Annotated in this window: 15 protein-coding genes; 8 read left to right on the forward strand and 7 right to left on the reverse strand. The window is 51.2% G+C overall.

Annotated elements, in window-relative coordinates; genetic code table 11:
* Window positions 1–7: 7 nt before the first annotated feature.
* The gene (locus AC52PS_RS05685) at window positions 8–1,162 is read right to left on the reverse strand and encodes an iron-containing alcohol dehydrogenase (RefSeq protein ID WP_495562076.1); all 1,155 of its coding nucleotides are present in this window, start codon (window positions 1,160–1,162) and stop codon (window positions 8–10) included.
* 148 nt (window positions 1,163–1,310) lie between these two features.
* Between AC52PS_RS05685 and AC52PS_RS05690 the strand changes: the two genes are divergently transcribed.
* A complete protein-coding gene (locus AC52PS_RS05690; RefSeq protein WP_495562077.1) occupies window positions 1,311–1,937 on the forward strand; it encodes a hydrolase in 627 nt (208 codons plus the stop codon).
* Window positions 1,938–1,965: 28 nt separating this feature from the next.
* Here the strand turns inward: AC52PS_RS05690 and AC52PS_RS05695 are convergent, their stop codons facing one another.
* The gene (locus AC52PS_RS05695) at window positions 1,966–2,433 is read right to left on the reverse strand and encodes a hypothetical protein (protein WP_495562078.1); all 468 of its coding nucleotides are present in this window, start codon (window positions 2,431–2,433) and stop codon (window positions 1,966–1,968) included.
* 175 nt (window positions 2,434–2,608) lie between these two features.
* On the opposite strand from AC52PS_RS05695, the gene trxB reads away from it, so the two are divergent.
* Complete coding sequence (gene trxB / locus AC52PS_RS05700) at window positions 2,609–3,592, forward strand: thioredoxin-disulfide reductase (RefSeq protein ID WP_495562079.1); 984 nt, start codon at window positions 2,609–2,611, stop codon at window positions 3,590–3,592.
* Window positions 3,593–3,608: 16 nt separating this feature from the next.
* Here trxB and AC52PS_RS05705 read toward each other — a convergent pair whose 3' ends face one another.
* Window positions 3,609–4,802, reverse strand: coding sequence for a MalY/PatB family protein (locus tag AC52PS_RS05705; protein WP_495562080.1), 1,194 nt, complete (start codon window positions 4,800–4,802; stop codon window positions 3,609–3,611).
* A gap of 112 nt (window positions 4,803–4,914) precedes the next feature.
* Here AC52PS_RS05705 and AC52PS_RS05710 point away from each other — a divergent pair, with 112 nt between their 5' ends.
* The 5 genes from AC52PS_RS05710 to AC52PS_RS05730 all read left to right on the forward strand — a co-directional run bounded on the left by AC52PS_RS05710 (window position 4,915) and on the right by AC52PS_RS05730 (window position 10,161).
* The gene (locus tag AC52PS_RS05710; RefSeq protein WP_495562081.1) at window positions 4,915–5,949 is read left to right on the forward strand and encodes an amino acid--tRNA ligase-related protein; all 1,035 of its coding nucleotides are present in this window, start codon (window positions 4,915–4,917) and stop codon (window positions 5,947–5,949) included.
* Window positions 5,950–6,089: 140 nt separating this feature from the next.
* The gene (locus AC52PS_RS05715; RefSeq protein WP_495562082.1) at window positions 6,090–6,863 is read left to right on the forward strand and encodes a hypothetical protein; all 774 of its coding nucleotides are present in this window, start codon (window positions 6,090–6,092) and stop codon (window positions 6,861–6,863) included.
* Window positions 6,864–6,905: 42 nt separating this feature from the next.
* A complete protein-coding gene (locus tag AC52PS_RS05720; RefSeq protein WP_495562083.1) occupies window positions 6,906–8,522 on the forward strand; it encodes a methyl-accepting chemotaxis protein in 1,617 nt (538 codons plus the stop codon).
* Window positions 8,523–8,781: 259 nt separating this feature from the next.
* On the forward strand, window positions 8,782–9,345 hold the full coding sequence (gene efp, locus AC52PS_RS05725; protein ID WP_495562084.1) for an elongation factor P: 564 nt from the start codon (window positions 8,782–8,784) through the stop codon (window positions 9,343–9,345).
* Between the two features lie 348 nt (window positions 9,346–9,693).
* Window positions 9,694–10,161, forward strand: coding sequence for an RrF2 family transcriptional regulator (locus AC52PS_RS05730; protein ID WP_495562085.1), 468 nt, complete (start codon window positions 9,694–9,696; stop codon window positions 10,159–10,161).
* Window positions 10,162–10,294: 133 nt separating this feature from the next.
* On the opposite strand, the gene gdhA is transcribed toward AC52PS_RS05730, so the two are convergent.
* The 4 genes from gdhA to pyrF all read right to left on the reverse strand — a co-directional run bounded on the left by gdhA (window position 10,295) and on the right by pyrF (window position 17,805).
* A complete protein-coding gene (gene gdhA / locus AC52PS_RS05735; RefSeq protein WP_495562086.1) occupies window positions 10,295–11,638 on the reverse strand; it encodes an NADP-specific glutamate dehydrogenase in 1,344 nt (447 codons plus the stop codon).
* A 180-nt stretch (window positions 11,639–11,818) separates the two neighbouring features.
* The gene (locus AC52PS_RS05740) at window positions 11,819–14,977 is read right to left on the reverse strand and encodes a PEP/pyruvate-binding domain-containing protein (protein ID WP_495562087.1); all 3,159 of its coding nucleotides are present in this window, start codon (window positions 14,975–14,977) and stop codon (window positions 11,819–11,821) included.
* A 122-nt stretch (window positions 14,978–15,099) separates the two neighbouring features.
* Window positions 15,100–16,284, reverse strand: coding sequence for a mechanosensitive ion channel family protein (locus AC52PS_RS05745; protein ID WP_495562088.1), 1,185 nt, complete (start codon window positions 16,282–16,284; stop codon window positions 15,100–15,102).
* 69 nt (window positions 16,285–16,353) lie between these two features.
* Window positions 16,354–17,805 carry an orotidine-5'-phosphate decarboxylase gene (gene pyrF / locus AC52PS_RS05750; protein ID WP_495562089.1) on the reverse strand — a complete coding sequence of 484 codons (1,452 nt, stop codon included), beginning with the start codon at window positions 17,803–17,805 and terminating at the stop codon, window positions 16,354–16,356.
* Window positions 17,806–18,026: 221 nt separating this feature from the next.
* On the opposite strand from pyrF, the gene AC52PS_RS05755 reads away from it, so the two are divergent.
* Window positions 18,027–18,788 (forward strand): SIR2 family NAD-dependent protein deacylase, encoded by a 762-nt coding sequence (locus AC52PS_RS05755; RefSeq protein WP_495562090.1) that lies wholly within the window; start codon window positions 18,027–18,029, stop codon window positions 18,786–18,788.
* The last annotated feature ends 23 nt before the right edge of the window (window positions 18,789–18,811 follow it).

Consider the following 18,811-nt stretch of genomic DNA (forward strand, 5'->3'; position numbering starts at 1 on the left):
CGTCATTCTATGCCCGGAGCAGAAGAATCTGCTCCACCTCTTCGGGGCCGATATCGTTGTGTTCACCCAGCTTCCAGCCCTTTTTCCGAATGTTTTCCGCCGCTGCGGCAGCCGCTTCTCCGCGCAGCTCATAATCCCCCAGAGTGGTGGGTACCCCCATTTTCTGGAAAAACAGAACGGTTTTGGCAATGGCCTCGTCAATTTTCACATCTGCATCACCCTGGGTTATATTCCACACCCTCTCGGCATACTGAACCAGCTTTTCCCGTTTCTCCGTCCGTTTGAACTGCATTACCCCGGGAAGAGTTACCGCCAGGGTGCGGGCATGATCAATTCCGTAGAGGGCGGTGAGTTCATGGCCGATACCATGGCTTGCCCAGTCCTGAACCACACCAACGCCGATGAGTCGATTCAGAGCCATGGTGGAAGCCCAGAAAATATTCGCCCGCACATCATAATTGTCAGGTTCGGAGAGCAGTTTCGGCCCCTCCTCAATAAGGGTAAGAAGAATCGCCTCCGCAAATCTGTCCTGAATGGGGGAGTTCACCGGATACGTAAGGTATTGCTCCATTACATGAACGAAGCTGTCAACAACACCGTTGGCTGCCTGACGTTGGGGAAGGCTGAAGGTTGTTTCCGGATCCAGAATTGAAAAGCGGGGAAGCACATGATCACTGGACCACCCCCGTTTTTCCCCCCATTCTTTCCGGGATATTACCGAATTGCTATTCATCTCAGAACCGGTGGCCGGCAAGGTCATTACCGCTCCCAGAGGCAGCGCCGATTCCACCTTCACCTCTCCGCGAACTATATCCCAAGGATCAGCTTCAGGGAGAACCGCTGCAGCGGCAATAAACTTTGCCCCGTCCAGCACCGAACCGCCTCCAACTGACAGAATGAACGATGCCCCTGAGGATTTCACCTCTTTCACCGCCTTCATGCAGGTCTCATACTGGGGGTTGGCCTCGATTCCCCCAAATTCCTTGACGTCTTTTCCCTGAAGCGCTTTTTGGACCTGATCATATACGCCGTTTTTCTTAATAGATCCGCCGCCGTAGAGCAGAAAGATCTTTGTTTCATCCGCCAGCAATTCCTGCAAATCTGAAATAGTTCCCTTTCCGAATCTGATTTCCACGGGATTTTTGAATCTGAAATTATTCATAGCTTTCCTCTTTTCCTGTGCTCTGTTCCTCCGCCAACGCTCTGAGACAGCCGAAGTTCCCTATTCTGCCCGATTTCGGCGCCGGAGTCAGCGGAGTATCCGCCGGTATCACTGTACAATCAGATACCTGGCGGGTATTCTGATATGTATGAGCAGCGAACAGAATACTATATCACATGAACTGGGTCGTCAGGAATTCGGTTCTCCGGAATACAAGGGAGTTTTTCCTTCCCGACAAGATGCAATTTCTCTCATGAGGGACTGGGTGGATAATCCCCGCCTCCAGCTTCATATGATGCAGGTGGGGGGAGTGCTCAGGGCCTGGGCCGAAGAGAAGCTGTCTCTGTCCCCGCCGGAGGCAGAAATGTGGGAGACAGCAGGTATCCTCCATGATGCGGACTGGGACAAGTGGCCGGATGAACACTGTCGGAAAATCATTGAACACCTGGAATCCCAGGGCTGTGACCCTGAGCTTCTGCACGCCATTGCATCCCACTCGCCTTCGTTCTTCGGAGTTGTCCCGGTAAGCACCCTGGACCATATGCTGTATGCGTTCGATGAACTCAGCGGGTTTATCCACGCAGTGAGTCTGGTACGTCCAGGTGGATACGAGGGGATGAAGGTGAAATCGGTGAAGAAAAAACTCAAAGAGAAGAGCTTCGCCGCACAGGTGAACCGGGATGACATTCAGGATGCAGCATCCCGAATCGAGACCAGCCTGGATGAGCTGATTCAGTTTATTATCAGCCATCAGCCGGGGATCTCCCTGGAGTAAGGTTCAAGCACCGCGAAAGATTTTAGCGTCAACGATCTTCGCAGGGCAGATATATTTGCCCGTTTACTTTAATAATGACCACCTGCGTTTCCTCCCCGGCAAAATACTCCCAGCCGGTCACTTCCTCATGGGATGATTCCCCATCTTCAAGCAGCTCCTGGAGGCTGTAACGGTCGATGATGTTTCCTCCCCCGGGACAGATGCTGCTGCTTTCAAGTTTCAAAGGCCCTGTTCCCGGCGATGGAAATACTGCCCCGTGGGTATCCACCATGCAAATTTCCGCCGTGTATCCTTCAAGATCCCATCCTTGGTGATTGTGTACTTCCATGGATACAAGAGCATCCTCCAATCCTGAGCCACCATCCTCCGGGTAGAGTATTTTTGCAGTGAATTCGCAGTTCCAACCCGGCCATAGGCGAATATCGCAGGAGAAGATGGTAAAAAAAAGCGCTGCCGGCAAGAGGATGCTGAGTTGCATTCGTCGTAACTTATTCATATATTGATGACTGGATGAACATCCCGGCCTGATTGAAATCTCCGAATAATTTCAACTATCATGGCTTGACTCTATATATTATTTTCTTTATATATACATTTTAAGGATTAACCACCGCCGACCCGGATACTTTCAAAGCCGGCATGGACGGCGGATCATAACCCAAGGAGACAACATGAGCGATACAGTGGAAAAAGTGATTATTATCGGTAGCGGACCTGCGGGACATACCGCAGCTATATATGCAGCCCGGGCGGAACTCTCACCTCTGATGTTTGAAGGCTTTATGGCTGGAGGAGTTGCCGCCGGCGGCCAGCTTACAACCACCACTGAAGTTGAAAACTACCCCGGATTTCCCACAGGCATTACCGGCCCTGAGCTGATGGATCAGATGAAAGAGCAGAGCATTCACCACGGCACCCGGGTTGTCACCGAAACCGTGGAATCCGTGGATCTCAACAGCAATCCCAAGAAAGTATTTATAGGCAGTGGAGAAAAGGCACAGACGTACCTGGCTGAGACGGTAATTATCGCAACAGGCGCCACCGCCAAACGACTTCACATTAAGGGCGAAGATGTGCTCTGGCAGAAGGGCATCTCGGCATGTGCGGTTTGCGACGGCGCACTGCCCATGTTCCGTGAAAAGCCTCTTGTGGTGATTGGCGGCGGAGACTCAGCCTGCGAAGAAGCCAGCTATCTGGCGAAATTCGGAAGCACCGTACACCTGTTGGTGCGCAGAGATGAGCTGAGGGCCAGTAAGGCCATGCAGAAACGGGTCTTCGACAATGAAAAAATCAAAATACACTGGAACACCAATGCCCTGGAGGCGGTGGGCAGCGAACCCAACGCATTCGGGCAGAGTTTCCTGGAAGCGGTGAATGTGAAAAACAATCAAACCGGCGAAGAGAGCACAATAGAGGCCAAGGGGCTGTTTTATGCAATCGGCCACACCCCCAACACCGCCTTCCTGGACGGTCAGCTCCCCGTTGATGATTCCGGCTACGTGCTGGCGGAACCGGGAACAACCGCCACCTCAATTCCCGGGGTATTTGCCTGCGGGGATGTAAAAGACAAGGTGTTCCGCCAGGCGATAACTGCAGCGGGAACCGGCTGTATGGCCGCACTCGAGGCTGAACGCTACATCGCCGAAAACGAATAGTTCTCCGGCGGCGGCATCAGACGTCGAGCCAAGAGGCCAGCCGTTTCAGGCCTTCGTCCAGCAGAGGCCTGGGACAGGCGAAATTCAGACGGAAAAACCCGCTTGCCATGTGAGAATCCCCTGGAGCAAGGGGAGCAAACTGATAGCCCGGACTCAACCAGAGCCGGGCATTTTTTTTCAAATCCCGATAGCTGTCTCTTCCGTACAGCCCCCTGATCCGCTCTCCCTGTCGGAGATCCAGCCAATACAGATAGGTTCCCCCGGGTACCGGACTCTCTTCCAGTCCAAGGGGCCTGATGTTCCCTTCCACAAAATCTCTCACCCTGTTTCGGTTGGATTCAAGGAGTGCCAGAGTTTCATCCATCCAGTCGTCTCCATGAAGATACGCGGCAGTAGCAGCCTCAAGAGCAAGCACGTTGGGAAGTTCATGCCCCCAGGCGGAAGCCCGTGCTCCCAGACGTTTCAGCAAATCCCGGGATGAACTGATATACAACGCGGACGCAATGCCGGGGATGTTGAAGGTTTTGCTTGGGGACTGAATTGCCACCCCCGGGTGCGCGGGTGCCATCTCCCGGAGAATGGGAATCAGGGGAGTGAACGATGCATCGGAATACACCAGGTCTGCATGTATCTCATCTGAAATGACCGCCACTGAGTTATCGATACAAACTTCCAGCAGCCCGGCCAGTTCCTCTTGGGACCACAGCTTTCCCAGAGGGTTGTGGGGGTTGCACAACAGTAAAACGGTATTTTCCTTCACAGCAGCCAGTTCCGCCAGCCGTTCCAAATCCATATGGTATTGGCCGTCGCTGTGGGAAAACTGGAGATACCAGTCCACCCGCTTTCGGCCCCGGTCTTCGGGAACCTCCAGAAACGGATGGTACACCGGAGAGGGAACGATCACACCGTCTCCCGGGGAACTGAATTCATCAACCGCCAGACGCAGTCCGGCCATGACTGAGGGGATGAATTCCAGCCATTCCGGGGCCGGGCTCCAGCCCTGCCGCCGCTTCGCCCATTCGGAAAAGCTTTCATAAAAGCCTGGTTGAACCATGCCGTATCCCAGATATGGATGCTCCAAACGTTGCTGCAAACTGCGGATAACAACGTCGGGAACTGGGAGGTCCATGTCAGCCACCCACATGGGAAGCACATCTCTCCCGGCCAAATCCCATTTCACTGAACCGCTGCCCCGTCTGGTAAAATCCATACCGCACCTCCCCGTCTGCTCTCTGTATATCGGGTTCCCATTGCTGAGTTCACTCCAATAGATAATTCCCGACCGTATTGACATTTCCCTGCTCCCGTTGTTTGGTCTATGTATGACCAGGGAACTGTATACTGCCCGCATCAATATCATACAGGGAATGAGAGATTTCTTCAGCAAGCGAAATTACCTTGAAGTCCACACCCCACTGATGGCCGAACACTGCATCCCCGAATCCACCATTCCTCTGTTCCACGTCAAGCAATACCATCCCTGGAATGGAGAAACCCATCTGCAGCTGCTTCCCTCCCCGGAATATTATATGAAGCAATTGCTTGCATCAGGATGGGGGAGCATGTTTCAAATCTCCCCCAGTTTTAGAAACGGCGAGAATACCGGCAGCATTCATCTGAGAGAGTTCTCCATGCTGGAATACTACGCGGTGGATACCGATTATATGGGCAGCATGGATATCACCCGTGCTTTTATCCGCCACATGCTGCATCTTCCCTCCACCGCTTCCCGGGTCAAAGAGCGATGGAGCAATATTCAGTTCCGGAGCATTTCCATGCAGGAGGCGTTTTTACAGCACGCCGGTATGGATCTGCAGGCCATCCTTACCCCCGGCCCCCGGACGGAGCCAAGTGATCGCCAGGCTCTCATGCAGATATGCCGGGACAGGGACCTGGCTCCCGAAGAATCAGACAGCTGGGAGGTGCTATTCAACCGAATCTTTCTCAATCTGGTTGAGCCCGTCCTCTGCAGCGATCCGTCGCCGGTTTTTTTGTACAACTACCCGGCAAAACTCAGGAGCTTATCCCGCCTCACACCCGACGGATTGTGGAATGAACGCTGGGAGTTGTACTGGAACGGAATGGAACTTGCCAACTGCTTCACCGAAGAGAACCGCCGGGAAAACATCGATCTGTTTTTCAGGGAAGAGCTTAAGGAAATGGAACATCCGCCGCGGGCTGAACAAAGCATGGGCAAACCCGGCTGCCCGCCCACACGCCCGGACCCGGACTTCAGCGCAAAGATTTCCGGACTCCCGGAATGCAGCGGTACGGCTATGGGAGTGGACCGGCTGCTGATGATCCTCCTGGAAAAAGAGCGCATACAGGATGTGACCCTCTTCAGCTCCCCCGGCTAATCCCGGTACACGGAACAGCTTCCCATTCCCCAACGATTGATTGAGATGATTAGCTAAAAAGCGGAATAAATTTAATGCAAAATGCCTCCGGCTCTGATACTATACCGGCTATTCAACTTTTTTTGGAGACGCAGCAACAGATGAACAACTTCAGACAACTCCTCGGTTTTTCCGGCTTTCTCATTCTTTTAACGACGGTATCGGTTCTTTCTCTCTTTTTCCCCAATACGGTGAACCTTCCGGTAATGGTCCTGCTTCCTGCGGTGGTGTTTTTCTTTCGGGCCGAACCTTTCGAGAAGATCAAACTGGGAACCCTGATTATCGGGCGGCTTCTGATCACCCTCACAGCCCTTTCTCTCTTTCCCGGCAATATTCTGGTCATCATTGTTATATGGCTGCTGAGAATCAACATTCTTGAAGCAACCGTAAAAGACTTCATGAACCGGCGATGGGCAAATGGAGCGGCGGGTGTGGTACAAATCATCACCAGTTTCGGGTTTACCGGAGAATGGACGGGAACATACTACATCACCCATGAAACCGCGGCAATATTCTGGATCATTGCCTACACCATATGGAACTGGAATTTCATTAATCTGAATTTTGAACCCCAGATCGCGCTGTACCATGTCGCGGTTCTTGCAGCTCCCCTTATTTGGGTGGGGATCACCCATGTTTTCCAGCCTCCTTTCACAGGAAACGGTGCGGGGGTGTGGCTGGTTATGAGGGGTGCTACCCTCACCTTTGCTGTAAGCACCCAGATATTGTTCAAAAACCGGATTCGATCGTTTTTGCAGAATGAAACTTTTGGGCGTATGTCCCACAAGGCCAAAGGAACTGGGGCCCAAATCACCCTGGCCGGGACAATTATCGTTCTCTCCTTTATCACCTCTGCGTTAGTCTGGCAGATATGATCCGGAGGGCGGAAAATCTGAAACATACAATAGGATTGGTTCATGACAATTAAGAAAAATTTTACCGATAAATTCAGCACGGCAGATAAGGATATCGCTTCCAAGGCGGACAGTCTGTTTAGCGTTCATATTTTTCTCATCTCAGGCCTGGTTTTAGTCACCCTGATGTTCCTTTTCAGCGGGGATATACGGGGTTTGGCGCTCTCCGGGGTGTTGTTCATCACATTCATCACCAGCTTTGTCCTGGGGTTTGCCGGGCGCTACCAGGCATCATCCAACACCATATCTTTCGCCAGTTTCATCTTCCTGCTATCCATGGCATTAACCAATGATCTGGGGCATCCCTATGCTCTTCACATGACTGCCTTCTACTTAACAGCAGTGGTGATGATGACATCTCTCATAACTGTGGGGAAGTCGGGCACCATCATTACCTACGCTCTGGCGTTCAGCACCATTGCGGCGGTATTTTATGTGTTTTTTGCCGGCGTTATCCCGGCGAACCCGAACATGTCCGTTCTCAACCTGGCGGGTAAATATTTGGGGTTTGTTCTGGTACTGCTAGTCTTTATTGCACACTTTGTAATGAAGAAACAGCGGATTGCCGGAAAACTGATCCGGGAAGCCAGGGAGCTGGCAGACGAAAGCCGGGAAAAAAATGCCGCGGTAACTTCCATGCTCACAGAGGTGCGGAAGGGGATCGGAATTACCAGTAAGCTGATATCCGAAGTGGAAACAATCCAGGAACGGATGAGCTCGGCCAATGAAAAAACCGATACCATCCGCCGGGATATGGAAACCTTTCAACTGAATTTTCAGGAATCGGGAGAACAGCTGGACAGCATCGGTGACCAAATCGGAAATGTGAACAAGGTAATTTACAGTCAGTCATCGGCACAGGAGGAATCCGCTGCAGCAACCAATCAGATTATCAGTTCCATCTCCCGGGTTGCGGAGATCGCAGAAGAAAAGCAACAGAGCGCTCTGGAACTGAACAAAATCACCGAATCCGGCGGGGAACAACTCAGGGAAACGGTGGAAATTATTCAGGGTATATCCTCCAATGTGGATTCAATTATGGAGATGGTAACCCTGATCAACAATATCGCATCCCAAACCAACCTTCTTTCAATGAATGCGGCAATCGAAGCCGCCCATGCGGGGGACGCGGGTCGGGGATTCTCGGTGGTGGCGGAAGAGATCCGAAAGCTTGCCGAAGGTTCGGCACAGAACGCCGGCAATATAGCCCGGGTACTGAAAGAAGTGGTGAACAATATCACCAAAGGGCATGAATCGGGAAACAGTACCCTCAACGCCTTTATGCGGGTGCAACAGGAAGTGGAAAGTACCACCGCCTCATTTACCGAAATTGCAAAAAGAACCCAGGAGCTCAGCAGCGGAAGCTCGGAGATTCAGCACAGCCTGAAGGGGCTGAGCGACCTTACCAGGGATGTACGCCAGGGCAGTGATGATATTAGCGAATCACAAAAAGTGGTTCAGAAGCACCTCGCCAGCACCGGGGAACGGATTGAAAGCATTGTTGAGGATCTAGACGCCATCTCACAGGGAAACAGGGAAATTGAGTCGGCAATCAGCCATATTCGGGCAATAGCGGCGGATCTCAAAAGCTTGAACCAGGACTTGGAAAAACTTGGATAACCCCTGTCATCACGGGAGTTTGAAGCTGCTTTCCCCATCCGGCTTTGGCCACCGGTGTTGATAGTTTCCCGGATACAGGCTATTATCCATCCACTTGGAACTCCCCGGGGTGTAATCCCGGAAGAGTCCCGCTAAGCTGTGTGAATCAGTAGCCATCGGCGTTGAGGCCGGCTAATGATTTCCTCAGGTACAGGCAATTCCAACAGCATGATTTTTGAAATTGCCCAACATAACTTCTTATATATTCAGTAGGTAAAATATGATCAAAGCAGGCCAAGTAGCCAAGGGAATGTGTTTAATAATGAAAGGTGCTCCCCACCTTGTGGTGGAGCGGGAATTTGTGAACCCCGGAAAGGGCAGTGCATTCGTAAGGCTGAAACTGAAAAACCTTGTAACAGGTTCTTCTCTGAAGGAAACAGTCAAATCCAACGATAACGTGGAAGAGGCTGACGTATACGAGAAAAGCAGCCAGTTTCTCTACTCCGATGGAGAAGGGTATCATTTCATGGACGCGGAAACCTACGATCAGTTCATGGTTCCCACAGAGGGTCTGGAAGACAAAGGCCTTTATATGAAGGAAGGCGATACCTACCGCATCGTATTCTTCGAGGAAAAGGCAATAGACATTGTTCTTCCCACCAAAATGGTATTTGTGGTTACCGAAGCACCTGAGGCAATCAAGGGTGACACGGTAAACGGCGCTACCAAAGTGGTTACCTGTGAGACCGGTCTGACGGTAAAGGTTCCCATTTTTATTAAACAGGATGAAAAAATACTGGTTAATACCGAATCCGGTGATTATGTGGAACGGGTAAACAAATAACTACAAAGCATACGGACATCTAGTTCTCCGTCAAGCAGAAACCGGCTGTATCTCTTCCAGCCGGTTTTTTTGATATTGCCTCTGGGCCCCAGCCACCTCCGGCCCCCTCTATCGGCCGGACCCACTGCTTCCAGGACCGGCCACCTCCAGACCCCTCTACCCCACGGATCGGCCGCCTCCAGGGTCATATGGCTCATGGTCCGTCTACCAACAGGACCATCCAACGGCAGCTCCCTGTGTGCTGAAAATCCGGATAATCACCTGACCAATTATGACTTGCCAATTCAGGAAATCTAAAGTAGAGTTAAACGATAATAAAAAGAAAATACCCATAAGAAGAGACTATTTATGAGAATAACAACCAAAGGCCGCTACGCTTTACGGGCCATGACAAATCTTGCACTTTCGCCTCAGGATCGACCCAAAGCAATCAAGGTCATTGCCGCCGAAGAGGAAATTTCTCCAGAGTTTCTGGAACAGATTTTCTTCCGCCTGAAAAAGGCAGGGGTAATCAATTCAGTCCGGGGTCCGGGCGGAGGCTTTATTCTTAATCAGGATCCTGAAGAGATTTCGGTGAAGGATATTTTCGAAGCCGTGGACGAAGGCCTGGATCTCACCCCCTGCAGCACATGCAACGATAACGGCGAGTTTGAATGTGCCAAGGTGGATACCTGTCTGGTTCACGATGTCTGGCGGGAAGCAAGCGATCACATCAACCGCTTTTTCGATGGAATAACCCTTGCACGGGTAATGGATAAAGATTCCAGTTCACCCCTGAGCAAGGTCCTGGCCGGAGAAGAGGTTAAGCTGAGCTGAACTCAGCTATATGCCTCCCCAACAGCCCATCAGAATTCTCAGACGAATGACACATATAATTGTATGTATGCTTTACATGTGATTTTCGCCCGACTCATCAAAGCATCTCCCCGGGTATTTCCCGGGAAACTTTCTACACAACTCCCTGATCGATCATGGCATCCGCCACTTTTTTGAATCCGGCAATATTTGCTCCCACTACATAATTTCCCTCATAGCCCACTGATGCGGATGCTTGCCGGCAGCTCTCATGGATATTTATCATGACGCGGTGAAGTTTCTCGTCAACCTCTTCCCGGGTCCAGGCCAGACGCATGGCATTCTGGCTCATTTCCAGTCCGCTGGTGGCCACCCCACCCGCATTGGCGGCTTTTCCCGGGGCGAACAGTACATTGGCGGTAATAAATTTCACCCCAGCATCTGCAGTGCACCCCATATTGCTGGTCTCCACAACATATTTCACCCCGTTTTTAATCAACTGTTCCGCATCATCACCATCTAGTTCATTTTGAATTGCACAGGGAACGGCCATATCCACAGGAACCGTCCAGGGACGTTTTCCAGGAAAGAATTTGGCTGAAAACATTTCAGCATAGGGTTCCACCACATCATTATTGCTGGCCCGAAGTTCCAATAGATATTCCCATTTCTCTTCGGTATTGATTCCCTCTTCATCGAGAATAAATCCATCGGGACCGGAAATTGTGATAACTTTGGCACCCAGTTCGGACGCTTTTTTACAAACACCCCAGGCAACATTTCCGAAACCTGAGACAGAAATCCGCTTACCTTCCATGGAGTCTCCGCTTGCCTCCACCATCTCTTTGGCAAAATACATGGAACCGTAGCCCGTGGCTTCAGGCCGGATCAGCGAACCTCCCCAATCTCTTCCTTTTCCGGTTAATACGCCGGTGTTCTCAAGGCGAAGACGCTTGTATTGTCCGTACAGAAATCCGATCTCCCGGCCGCCAACCCCGATATCTCCCGCAGGTACATCAGTATTCGGACCGATGTGACGAAAAAGCTCACTCATAAAACTCTGACTGAAACGCATAACCTCCATTTCACTCTTGCCCTTGGGATCAAAATCACTGCCTCCCTTGCCGCCTCCCATGGGCATACCGGTCAGACTGTTTTTAAATGTCTGTTCAAATCCAAGAAACTTGAGAATGCTCAAATTCACCGAGGGATGGAAACGCAGCCCACCCTTGTAAGGGCCTAATGCGGAATTAAACTCAACGCGAAAACCGCTGTTCACTCGAATCTCCCCCCGGTCATCCACCCAGGGCACCCGGAACATAATAATTCGCTCAGGCTCGACTATTCGTTCGAGAATTCGGTAACGGGCATACTTGGGTTCTTCAGATAACAGAGGAGACAAGGTCTGCAAAACCTCTTCCACGGCCTGAAGAAATTCAGGCTCCCAATGATACTTACGGGTAAGCTGGTCAAGAACTGTCTGTGCATAGCTGTTCATGACCACAGTATAACCCCTGTTCCCCATTTTGATGGAAAAAATCCGGCTACAAGCGGAGCGTTATTACTTCTGTAGTAGTATTAACTCGTCAGGTGTGTAGTAATTTCAAGATGCTGACACCTTAGGAATTTTCTATTCACATACCAGCGGTTCCATCAACTATTCTGCGGTCCAATCAAATTATCGGCTTTCCCCGGAATGGGGAATGTATACCATGGATTCGCTGCTGCGACCCGCAAGAGCGGCGCCCAGCTCCCCGTTTGAACGAAAATGCCGCAGGAATACGTTATCCTTCTCCATAGATTGGGACATTTCATGAATCTCCTCAGCATTCACCAGGGTTTCCATTCGAAAAAATCCCGGCCCTTTGAGAGGAATGTGGGCATACCCAATATTCATGGCAATAAGATTATGCAGAAAATGGGACCCCTGGCTTGGATCGATATCGTAATTCTCAACTGCCAATTCCACCAGAATTCTTGCTTTACTGATCTCCGGCCATTGAACGGGAACCCCAAGGTATTTATCCCGGCTTCCCCAGCGACCTGGACCGATGAGAATATATTCTCTGTCCTGTGCTTTCATCTTTTCGTTAAAGGATGCAATCTCCGATCTGATCTCATCGGTCTTCAGCTGATCCCAGCGTTCAGGATCTACCACCAGGATGTCGTAAATATTGGATAGCCGACCGTTGCCCAGACTCTCATTACTGTAGAAAATTATCCGCTTACGGTCGGCAGGAACATCCGAGGGGAGTCCATCTCCGGCCTGAACATTCAGCGGTCTGACCTGAAGCAGATAAAAGCGGGGGAGTCTCCGGGGAGGCCCGGATCCGAAACTCCGCTGCGCAGGTTCTGCAAATTTCTGTTCGCCGGAGAGCGCCGGTCGAGGAATTGAAGATTCCTCTCCGCCGAGACGGTTCCCCGGAGGCAAAACAACGGCAAACTCAATTTCAACATGGCTTCCCAAGGCTTTTTTCAGCAGTTCCATGAGGTCCTTGAGAAGTTCTGCCAGGGGAATGGCTTCATACTCAATAATCCCCCGGAAATTTACAACCTTCGGTCCCGGATGGGAAAGATCGTCCGAAAGACTGTTAAGTGAAGAATCATATACGCTTACAATATGTTTTAAAGTTCCGTGTTTTTCCGCATCACGGAGGGAAAGCTTCACAAGACTTTGTGTTTCACCGGCCAGAATTGTTTCCCTATTGCAGTCCATTTGTAAGGCGTAAAACCGCGTTTGACTATACTTTAGCGAATCCTCAAGAGGATGATATGGCACTCCGGGCCAATCGGGACAGAAACGATAACTTCTGTTCCCCCCCGCCACCTCATGGCCCATTCCCAGAGCCAGGCTACAGAGCTTGTCGCTTGTACTCATGGGCCCCACGGGATAATAGTTCCAGCTCTGCGCCACTCCGGAGACTTGAGGATAATAATAGTCCCCGTGTATTTCTCCGGCTACCTCCTGAATGATGATGGCCATCTTTTCTTCTTCAGGACTGAATTGAAGATTCTCTATGTACTGCACCGCATGTTTCAGAAACACCGAGGCATACACCAGCCGTATTGCCAGGGTGAGCTGATCAAGCCTAGGCGAGAGCTTCTCACCTGAATTGGGAATCATATAGGTTTCGTACACTCCACTGAAAGGCTGGGCCTGGCTGTCCTCCAAAAGACTGGATGATCTGACGGCCAATGGCCGTACGCTATGTTGCAGGAAGGTTTCCATTTGCACTTCAATATCCCCGGGAAGCCGGGATGAGGCAAAAATCATACGGATCTCGTCATCGCTTCTACCGGACAATTTCGTGCGTGATACATGGTTCAGATCGAGAAAATCATCAAATACATCTGTGGCAATAATCAGGGTACGGGGAACGGTTATTTCCATGCTTGAATACATGCTGCTTAAATCCATGGTGGAAAGCAGTGCATTCATAAACGCCAGCCCCCTTCCCTTCCCTCCCAGACTTCCCTTCCCTATGCGCACCACCACATCTGGCTCATCTAGAATTTCCTCGCTGAAATCTACGATATTTCCAAGATTCTGATTCTTCCGGATGGCAATGAAACTGTTGATGAGAAAGGATCTGATATCCTCCACCGAGGTGAATGCCGATGCATGCTTCCCCCGCATTTTTCGACCGGTTTCAAATTCCCCATGGGCCATAAGCCAGGTGGAGAAATGATTTCTGCGGGCATGGTAAAGAATAGATTCATCGGGAATGTCCCTAATAATTCTTGCAAAATCCTTCAGATTGGAAGCCCGGCGGATCTCGGTTTCCTTCTCGGTACGGAAAATAAAATCTCCGAATCCCAGGTTGAACCGGAGAAAATGCCGGAGTTCGTCACGTATGCCCGGGTCTTTCTTGGAAATAAACGGAATTTCCCGAGACAGGGCTTCGGACCTCCACTGACCTTTCATAGACTGAAGCAGAATCGGTATATATCGATCTTCTGTGCGTATTTCATCGGCCAGTTTAAAGCCCGCCGCCTCGTCCGTACTTCCGTGAACCGGAAATTCAATATCACTGATCACCCCCAGCATACTCTTTTTAAACGTACGATAGATGCTCATGGCCTCTTCATAGGTTCGTGCAATGAGAATCTTGGGGCGGGTACGCATACGAAGGTATTTTTTATGATTGTTCTGCTCATGGGCGATCAGAGTCTGAATCTGCTCCATAAGTTCGGTGTACAGCATGGGCAGGAAAATTGAGCTGTACTCTATGGAATCATCCACAAAGAGAAGTACGCGAACCAGCCCCTGCCGGATATCGTTGCGCACATTATAATAATCCTCCACCGATTTAATAATGGAGAGAAAAACCCTTGGACCGCCGGTCCACAGAAAAATCTCATCGAAGACACCGTTCCACGCCTTCCACTCCTCGCCGCTTGCGGAAACGATACTTCCCGGGGCGGGGGCGGGACGGGAGAGCAGATCCTTAATGAGAGAAATCTCCGTCTTGTTGGTGAGAAGAAGTACCACCGGCATATTGGGATACAGTTCCCGAATCCGTTCGGCCAGTTCAAAACAACCGGTCTCTCCGCTGCGCATGGTGGTGATCACGATGTCAAAATTTTCCTTTTCCAGGAGTTCTAGGGCATCCTCGGCACCGGGAACGGAAATCATTCTGGGTATGCTCGTAAGATTCAGCTGATGGTACTCCCCCACCAGCTGATCCGAGAGAAGGGAGTCGTGTTCAAATATATATGCATCGTAAAATGTGGAAACCAGCAGAATTCGGCGGATTCGAAAACGCATGAGGTTGTGAAAATTATCTTCCCCGAATTTGAACTTCCGGTAATAAAAGGACAGATCCTTGAATTTCATCCTTCAAGTGTATGCGCCCCCCGGCCCAGCCGCAAGGAATAGTTTCGGGAAAAGCCCAGCCGCAAGGAATAGTTTCGGAAAACCGGAATTACCGCCGAACCGCCGAAGGGGGCCCGGCGGGGCTATTCTGTTCCTGGAGGGAGGGTTTTCACATAGAGATCCATCTGAGGGTACGGAATCACTATGCCATTCTCCTTGAAGCGGCGCCATATCATCTTCCGAAGCCACGCCATGGCCACAATGCGCTCCGGAGCATAGAGAATCCGGGTATACAGTACCACCTCAATGCCGGAACTGTTGAAGCTGGCAACCCTCATTGTGGGGTCGGTGCTGCCGGTCCAGTACGGGCATTCCCGGCCCACTTCCACCAATACCTTCTCAACCAGATCCAGATCGCTCTCATAATGCACTTCCACCTCAGCTGGAACGATTACCTCCTGGCTATCGTAGCTGTAGTTGTGCACAGGTTTTCCGATAATTTCCGAATTCGGAATGATGATGGTCTCATTGAGAAGGGTATTAATTACCGAGTGAAGAAGGGTAATTTTCACCACCCGTCCCTCCAGGTTTTGCCCTGATGTGGTTGCAAGAATAAAGTCCCCTTCTTTAATAGGCCTGGTGAGAATGATAATAGCGCCGGCGAAAAAGTTAGAGACCATGCTCTGCAGGCCGAACCCGATACCGATACCCAGGACGCTGAACACCAGTATCAAACTGGAAAAATCGATACCGATAAAACTCAGGCCCATAATGAGTACCAGGAGCATGACCGTGTAGCGGGACATATTGGCAATGCTGAACTTTCTAGATTCATCCACCGGCAGCCGCCGAAGCACCTCACGTTCCACAAGGTTCCGGGCACCCTTGCCTGCAAGACTGGCAAGGTAAAACACCGGCACTGCAGTGAGAAGGGTCATCACTGAAATCTTCAGATCCCCGCTGGAATAAAAAGGGTCATTAAGAATCGTACCCAAAGCAGAGAGAACAGAGAAGAACTCGGCCCCCAGCAGAAGGGTTGTAATGAGGATCAGATACACCAGGCCCAAAACCCGAAAAAGTATCCGGTTCCAGCGTCTGAGCTTCTCCTTCATGGGATCTTTGAGTTTGGACTTCTCAATGCTTGCGGTGATCAGTTTTTTGAGAAAACGCAGGATAAATATCCCCGCGAACAGGGGGAGCAGAAATTCAAGAATAAATCCGGCGATGGAAAAGGGCAGAGCCAGGCTTCCGATACTCAAGGGTTCTTTGAGAATCCCCCATATTCCTGAAAGAATTTCTCCCAGACTGCCGCTTTCAAGTTCTTCCATGGTGCGTCCCTTTGCAGTTTCCCTGTATAGGTTCCCGGATCACCGGGGGTAAACGATTCATGTGTAGCCTCAGCTGCGGGCGTATTGGATGAGCGATTCCAGCTCATCCTCTTGAATAAGACCTTTCCGGACACAAAGGGGAAGGAATTCATCCAGCCGGGCAAAACTCCGCAGATCGATTCCCGCACCGGTCATGTCCTGCCTCCCCTGCTCTCCCCGTTCAATCAGTACCGCCAGATGCTCAACCTGCAGACCGGCATCTTTGAGGATTTTCAGTGCCTCCATTTTACTGGTACCTTTGGTAATTAAATCATCCAGAAGAAGGACCCGGTCTCCGCTGGCCCAGCTTCCCTCAACTGTGTTGCCGGTACCGTGGGATTTTGCGTTCATCCTGGGGAAAATCATGGGAATACCCGTTTCCATGCTCACCGCCGTTGCCAGAGGAAGGGCCGCAACAGGGATCCCTGCAATATGATCAAAGTCTTTCCCTTCCCGGCGCAGCTGATGTATGAGTCTGGCATATGCTCTGGCCACATCTTTCAAAAGGCCGGGATATGACATAACCCGACGCAGATCGATATAGAAGGGAGATCGTTCACCGGATTTCAGGGTGAACTCACCGGTCTGAAAACAGCGGGCGTCAATAAGTCCGCCCAGCACCCGGTCCTTAAGCAGGTCTCCCCGGCCGAGTTCATCCCCGGACCTGTCTGCCTTCCTTCCGGCCAATACTTTCTCAACGGCCTCATTCAACTGTGCCACAAGGGCTGCAGCCGCGGCTTCGGGATCTTCCGCCTGGGAGATACCCCGGGCAACCACCGGGATAATACCGGTTCCCCGGGAGTTAACACCCGCTTCCACCGCTTCCAGCATACTTCCCCCCTGGGCGCCGATTCCCGGGCTGAGAAACCACATTTCAGGATGCCTGGCTCTGATAGCCCTGAGCGCATCGCTGTCATTGCCGGCTACCACAAGGCCCACATTCTGTCCCCAGGATCCGGCAATATCCGCAACCCTGAGGTAGAGAGGATCACCGTTATTCTGGCTCAGCAGTTGAAGATCTCCGCTTCCCGGATTGCTGGTTTTACACAGAATGAAGGCAGCTGTCTTACTGTGATTGATAAACGGCTCAACCGAATCCCTGCCCATATAGGGGCTCAGAGTTACCGCATCGGCATTCAGATGCCCGAACACCGCCCGTTCATAGGCCAGAGCCGTTGCTCCAATATCACCCCGTTTCGCATCCAGAATCACCGGGATTTCATCGGGAATCAGTTCCAGGGTAATCTCCAGGGCCTGAAGTCCCGGCGCTCCCAGGGCTTCATAAAAAGCAATATTGGGCTTGTACGCCAGAGCGTACCTGCTTGTAGCCTGGATTATCCGCTTGTTCTCTTCTATCATGCCTGAGACGCTGTCGGCTGCGCCCATATCCGGCTGAATTGCATGCCGGGGATCCAGACCCACGCACAATAAACTGTTAATTTTCCTGCTTCGCTCTTCCAGTCTCTGAAAAAAATCGGTCATAGTGATAGTGTAATCCTCTTGTACGAATCTGATACGGAGGGTTCTAACAGCAACCCCTCGAGATACGCACAGAAACCATGTATACTGTGCATTGTAACATGCACCCGGGTGCCCCGGGCTGAAGTATAGCTGAATCCCGGGAGCTTGGCAAAGCGAAGCGAGGCGGAACGGGAAGAGAGAAAAACTGCAGGGTGCAGGTCACACCGGCGTAAGGAGTTCACATGCCCCACAGCAGCATACAAGAGGCAGCCAGGCGTATAGCCGAAGCCCGATACCTCACCGCATTCACCGGAGCAGGAATTTCGGTGGAAAGCGGGGTACCTCCCTTCAGGGGGGAAAATGGCGTGTGGAACCTGTATGATCCCCGGATTCTGGAACTTGATTACTTCTACCGCAATCCCGGGGAATCCTGGTCGGTAATCAGAGATCTATTCTACCGGAACTTTGCCAAGAGTAAGCCCAACGACGCCCACAACTGGCTGGCAGAGCTGGAGCATGAGGGGAATCTCAAAATGCTTATTACCCAAAACATCGATGACCTTCATTACCGGGCCGGAAGCCGAAACGTGGTTGAGTATCATGGTAACTGTCGCCGTCTCCTCTGTACCCGCAGCGGAACATATATTAATGCAGACAGCATCAATCTCCTCGAAATGGGAGATGATGAAATGCCGCCCCGCAGTGCTGAAGGCGGTGTATACAAACCGGATTTCATATTCTTCGGGGAAGGAATTCCCCAGGAAGCCCAGCGGCGCAGCCTTGTGGCAGTTGACCGCAGCGATGTAATGATAGTGATCGGCTCAACCGGTGAAGTGTATCCCGCAGCCTCAATACCGGTGATGGCCAGCCGCAGGGGTGCGTATATTATCGAAATAAACCCCCAGACTTCGGCGTTCACATCTGAAATTACCGACATCCACCTTCAAATGACAGCCGGTGAAGCCGCAAGGCTGCTGAAGGGGGAGTTGAATTTGAACCAATAGGGCCAAAAGCCGACCATAGCCCG

Source organism: Salinispira sp., from assembly GCF_059431795.1.

Bases quoted from the DNA above. Each gene is read 5' to 3' on its own strand.
- AC52PS_RS05685 (WP_495562076.1), bottom strand. From the start codon at position 1,162: ATGAATAATTTCAGATTCAAAAATCCCGTGGAAATCAGATTCGGAAAG.
- AC52PS_RS05690 (WP_495562077.1), top strand. From the start codon at position 1,311: ATGAGCAGCGAACAGAATACTATATCACATGAACTGGGTCGTCAGGAA.
- AC52PS_RS05695 (WP_495562078.1), bottom strand. From the start codon at position 2,433: ATGAATAAGTTACGACGAATGCAACTCAGCATCCTCTTGCCGGCAGCG.
- trxB (WP_495562079.1), top strand. From the start codon at position 2,609: ATGAGCGATACAGTGGAAAAAGTGATTATTATCGGTAGCGGACCTGCG.
- AC52PS_RS05705 (WP_495562080.1), bottom strand. From the start codon at position 4,802: ATGGATTTTACCAGACGGGGCAGCGGTTCAGTGAAATGGGATTTGGCC.
- AC52PS_RS05710 (WP_495562081.1), top strand. From the start codon at position 4,915: ATGACCAGGGAACTGTATACTGCCCGCATCAATATCATACAGGGAATG.
- AC52PS_RS05715 (WP_495562082.1), top strand. From the start codon at position 6,090: ATGAACAACTTCAGACAACTCCTCGGTTTTTCCGGCTTTCTCATTCTT.
- AC52PS_RS05720 (WP_495562083.1), top strand. From the start codon at position 6,906: ATGACAATTAAGAAAAATTTTACCGATAAATTCAGCACGGCAGATAAG.
- efp (WP_495562084.1), top strand. From the start codon at position 8,782: ATGATCAAAGCAGGCCAAGTAGCCAAGGGAATGTGTTTAATAATGAAA.
- AC52PS_RS05730 (WP_495562085.1), top strand. From the start codon at position 9,694: ATGAGAATAACAACCAAAGGCCGCTACGCTTTACGGGCCATGACAAAT.
- gdhA (WP_495562086.1), bottom strand. From the start codon at position 11,638: ATGAACAGCTATGCACAGACAGTTCTTGACCAGCTTACCCGTAAGTAT.
- AC52PS_RS05740 (WP_495562087.1), bottom strand. From the start codon at position 14,977: ATGAAATTCAAGGATCTGTCCTTTTATTACCGGAAGTTCAAATTCGGG.
- AC52PS_RS05745 (WP_495562088.1), bottom strand. From the start codon at position 16,284: ATGGAAGAACTTGAAAGCGGCAGTCTGGGAGAAATTCTTTCAGGAATA.
- pyrF (WP_495562089.1), bottom strand. From the start codon at position 17,805: ATGACCGATTTTTTTCAGAGACTGGAAGAGCGAAGCAGGAAAATTAAC.
- AC52PS_RS05755 (WP_495562090.1), top strand. From the start codon at position 18,027: ATGCCCCACAGCAGCATACAAGAGGCAGCCAGGCGTATAGCCGAAGCC.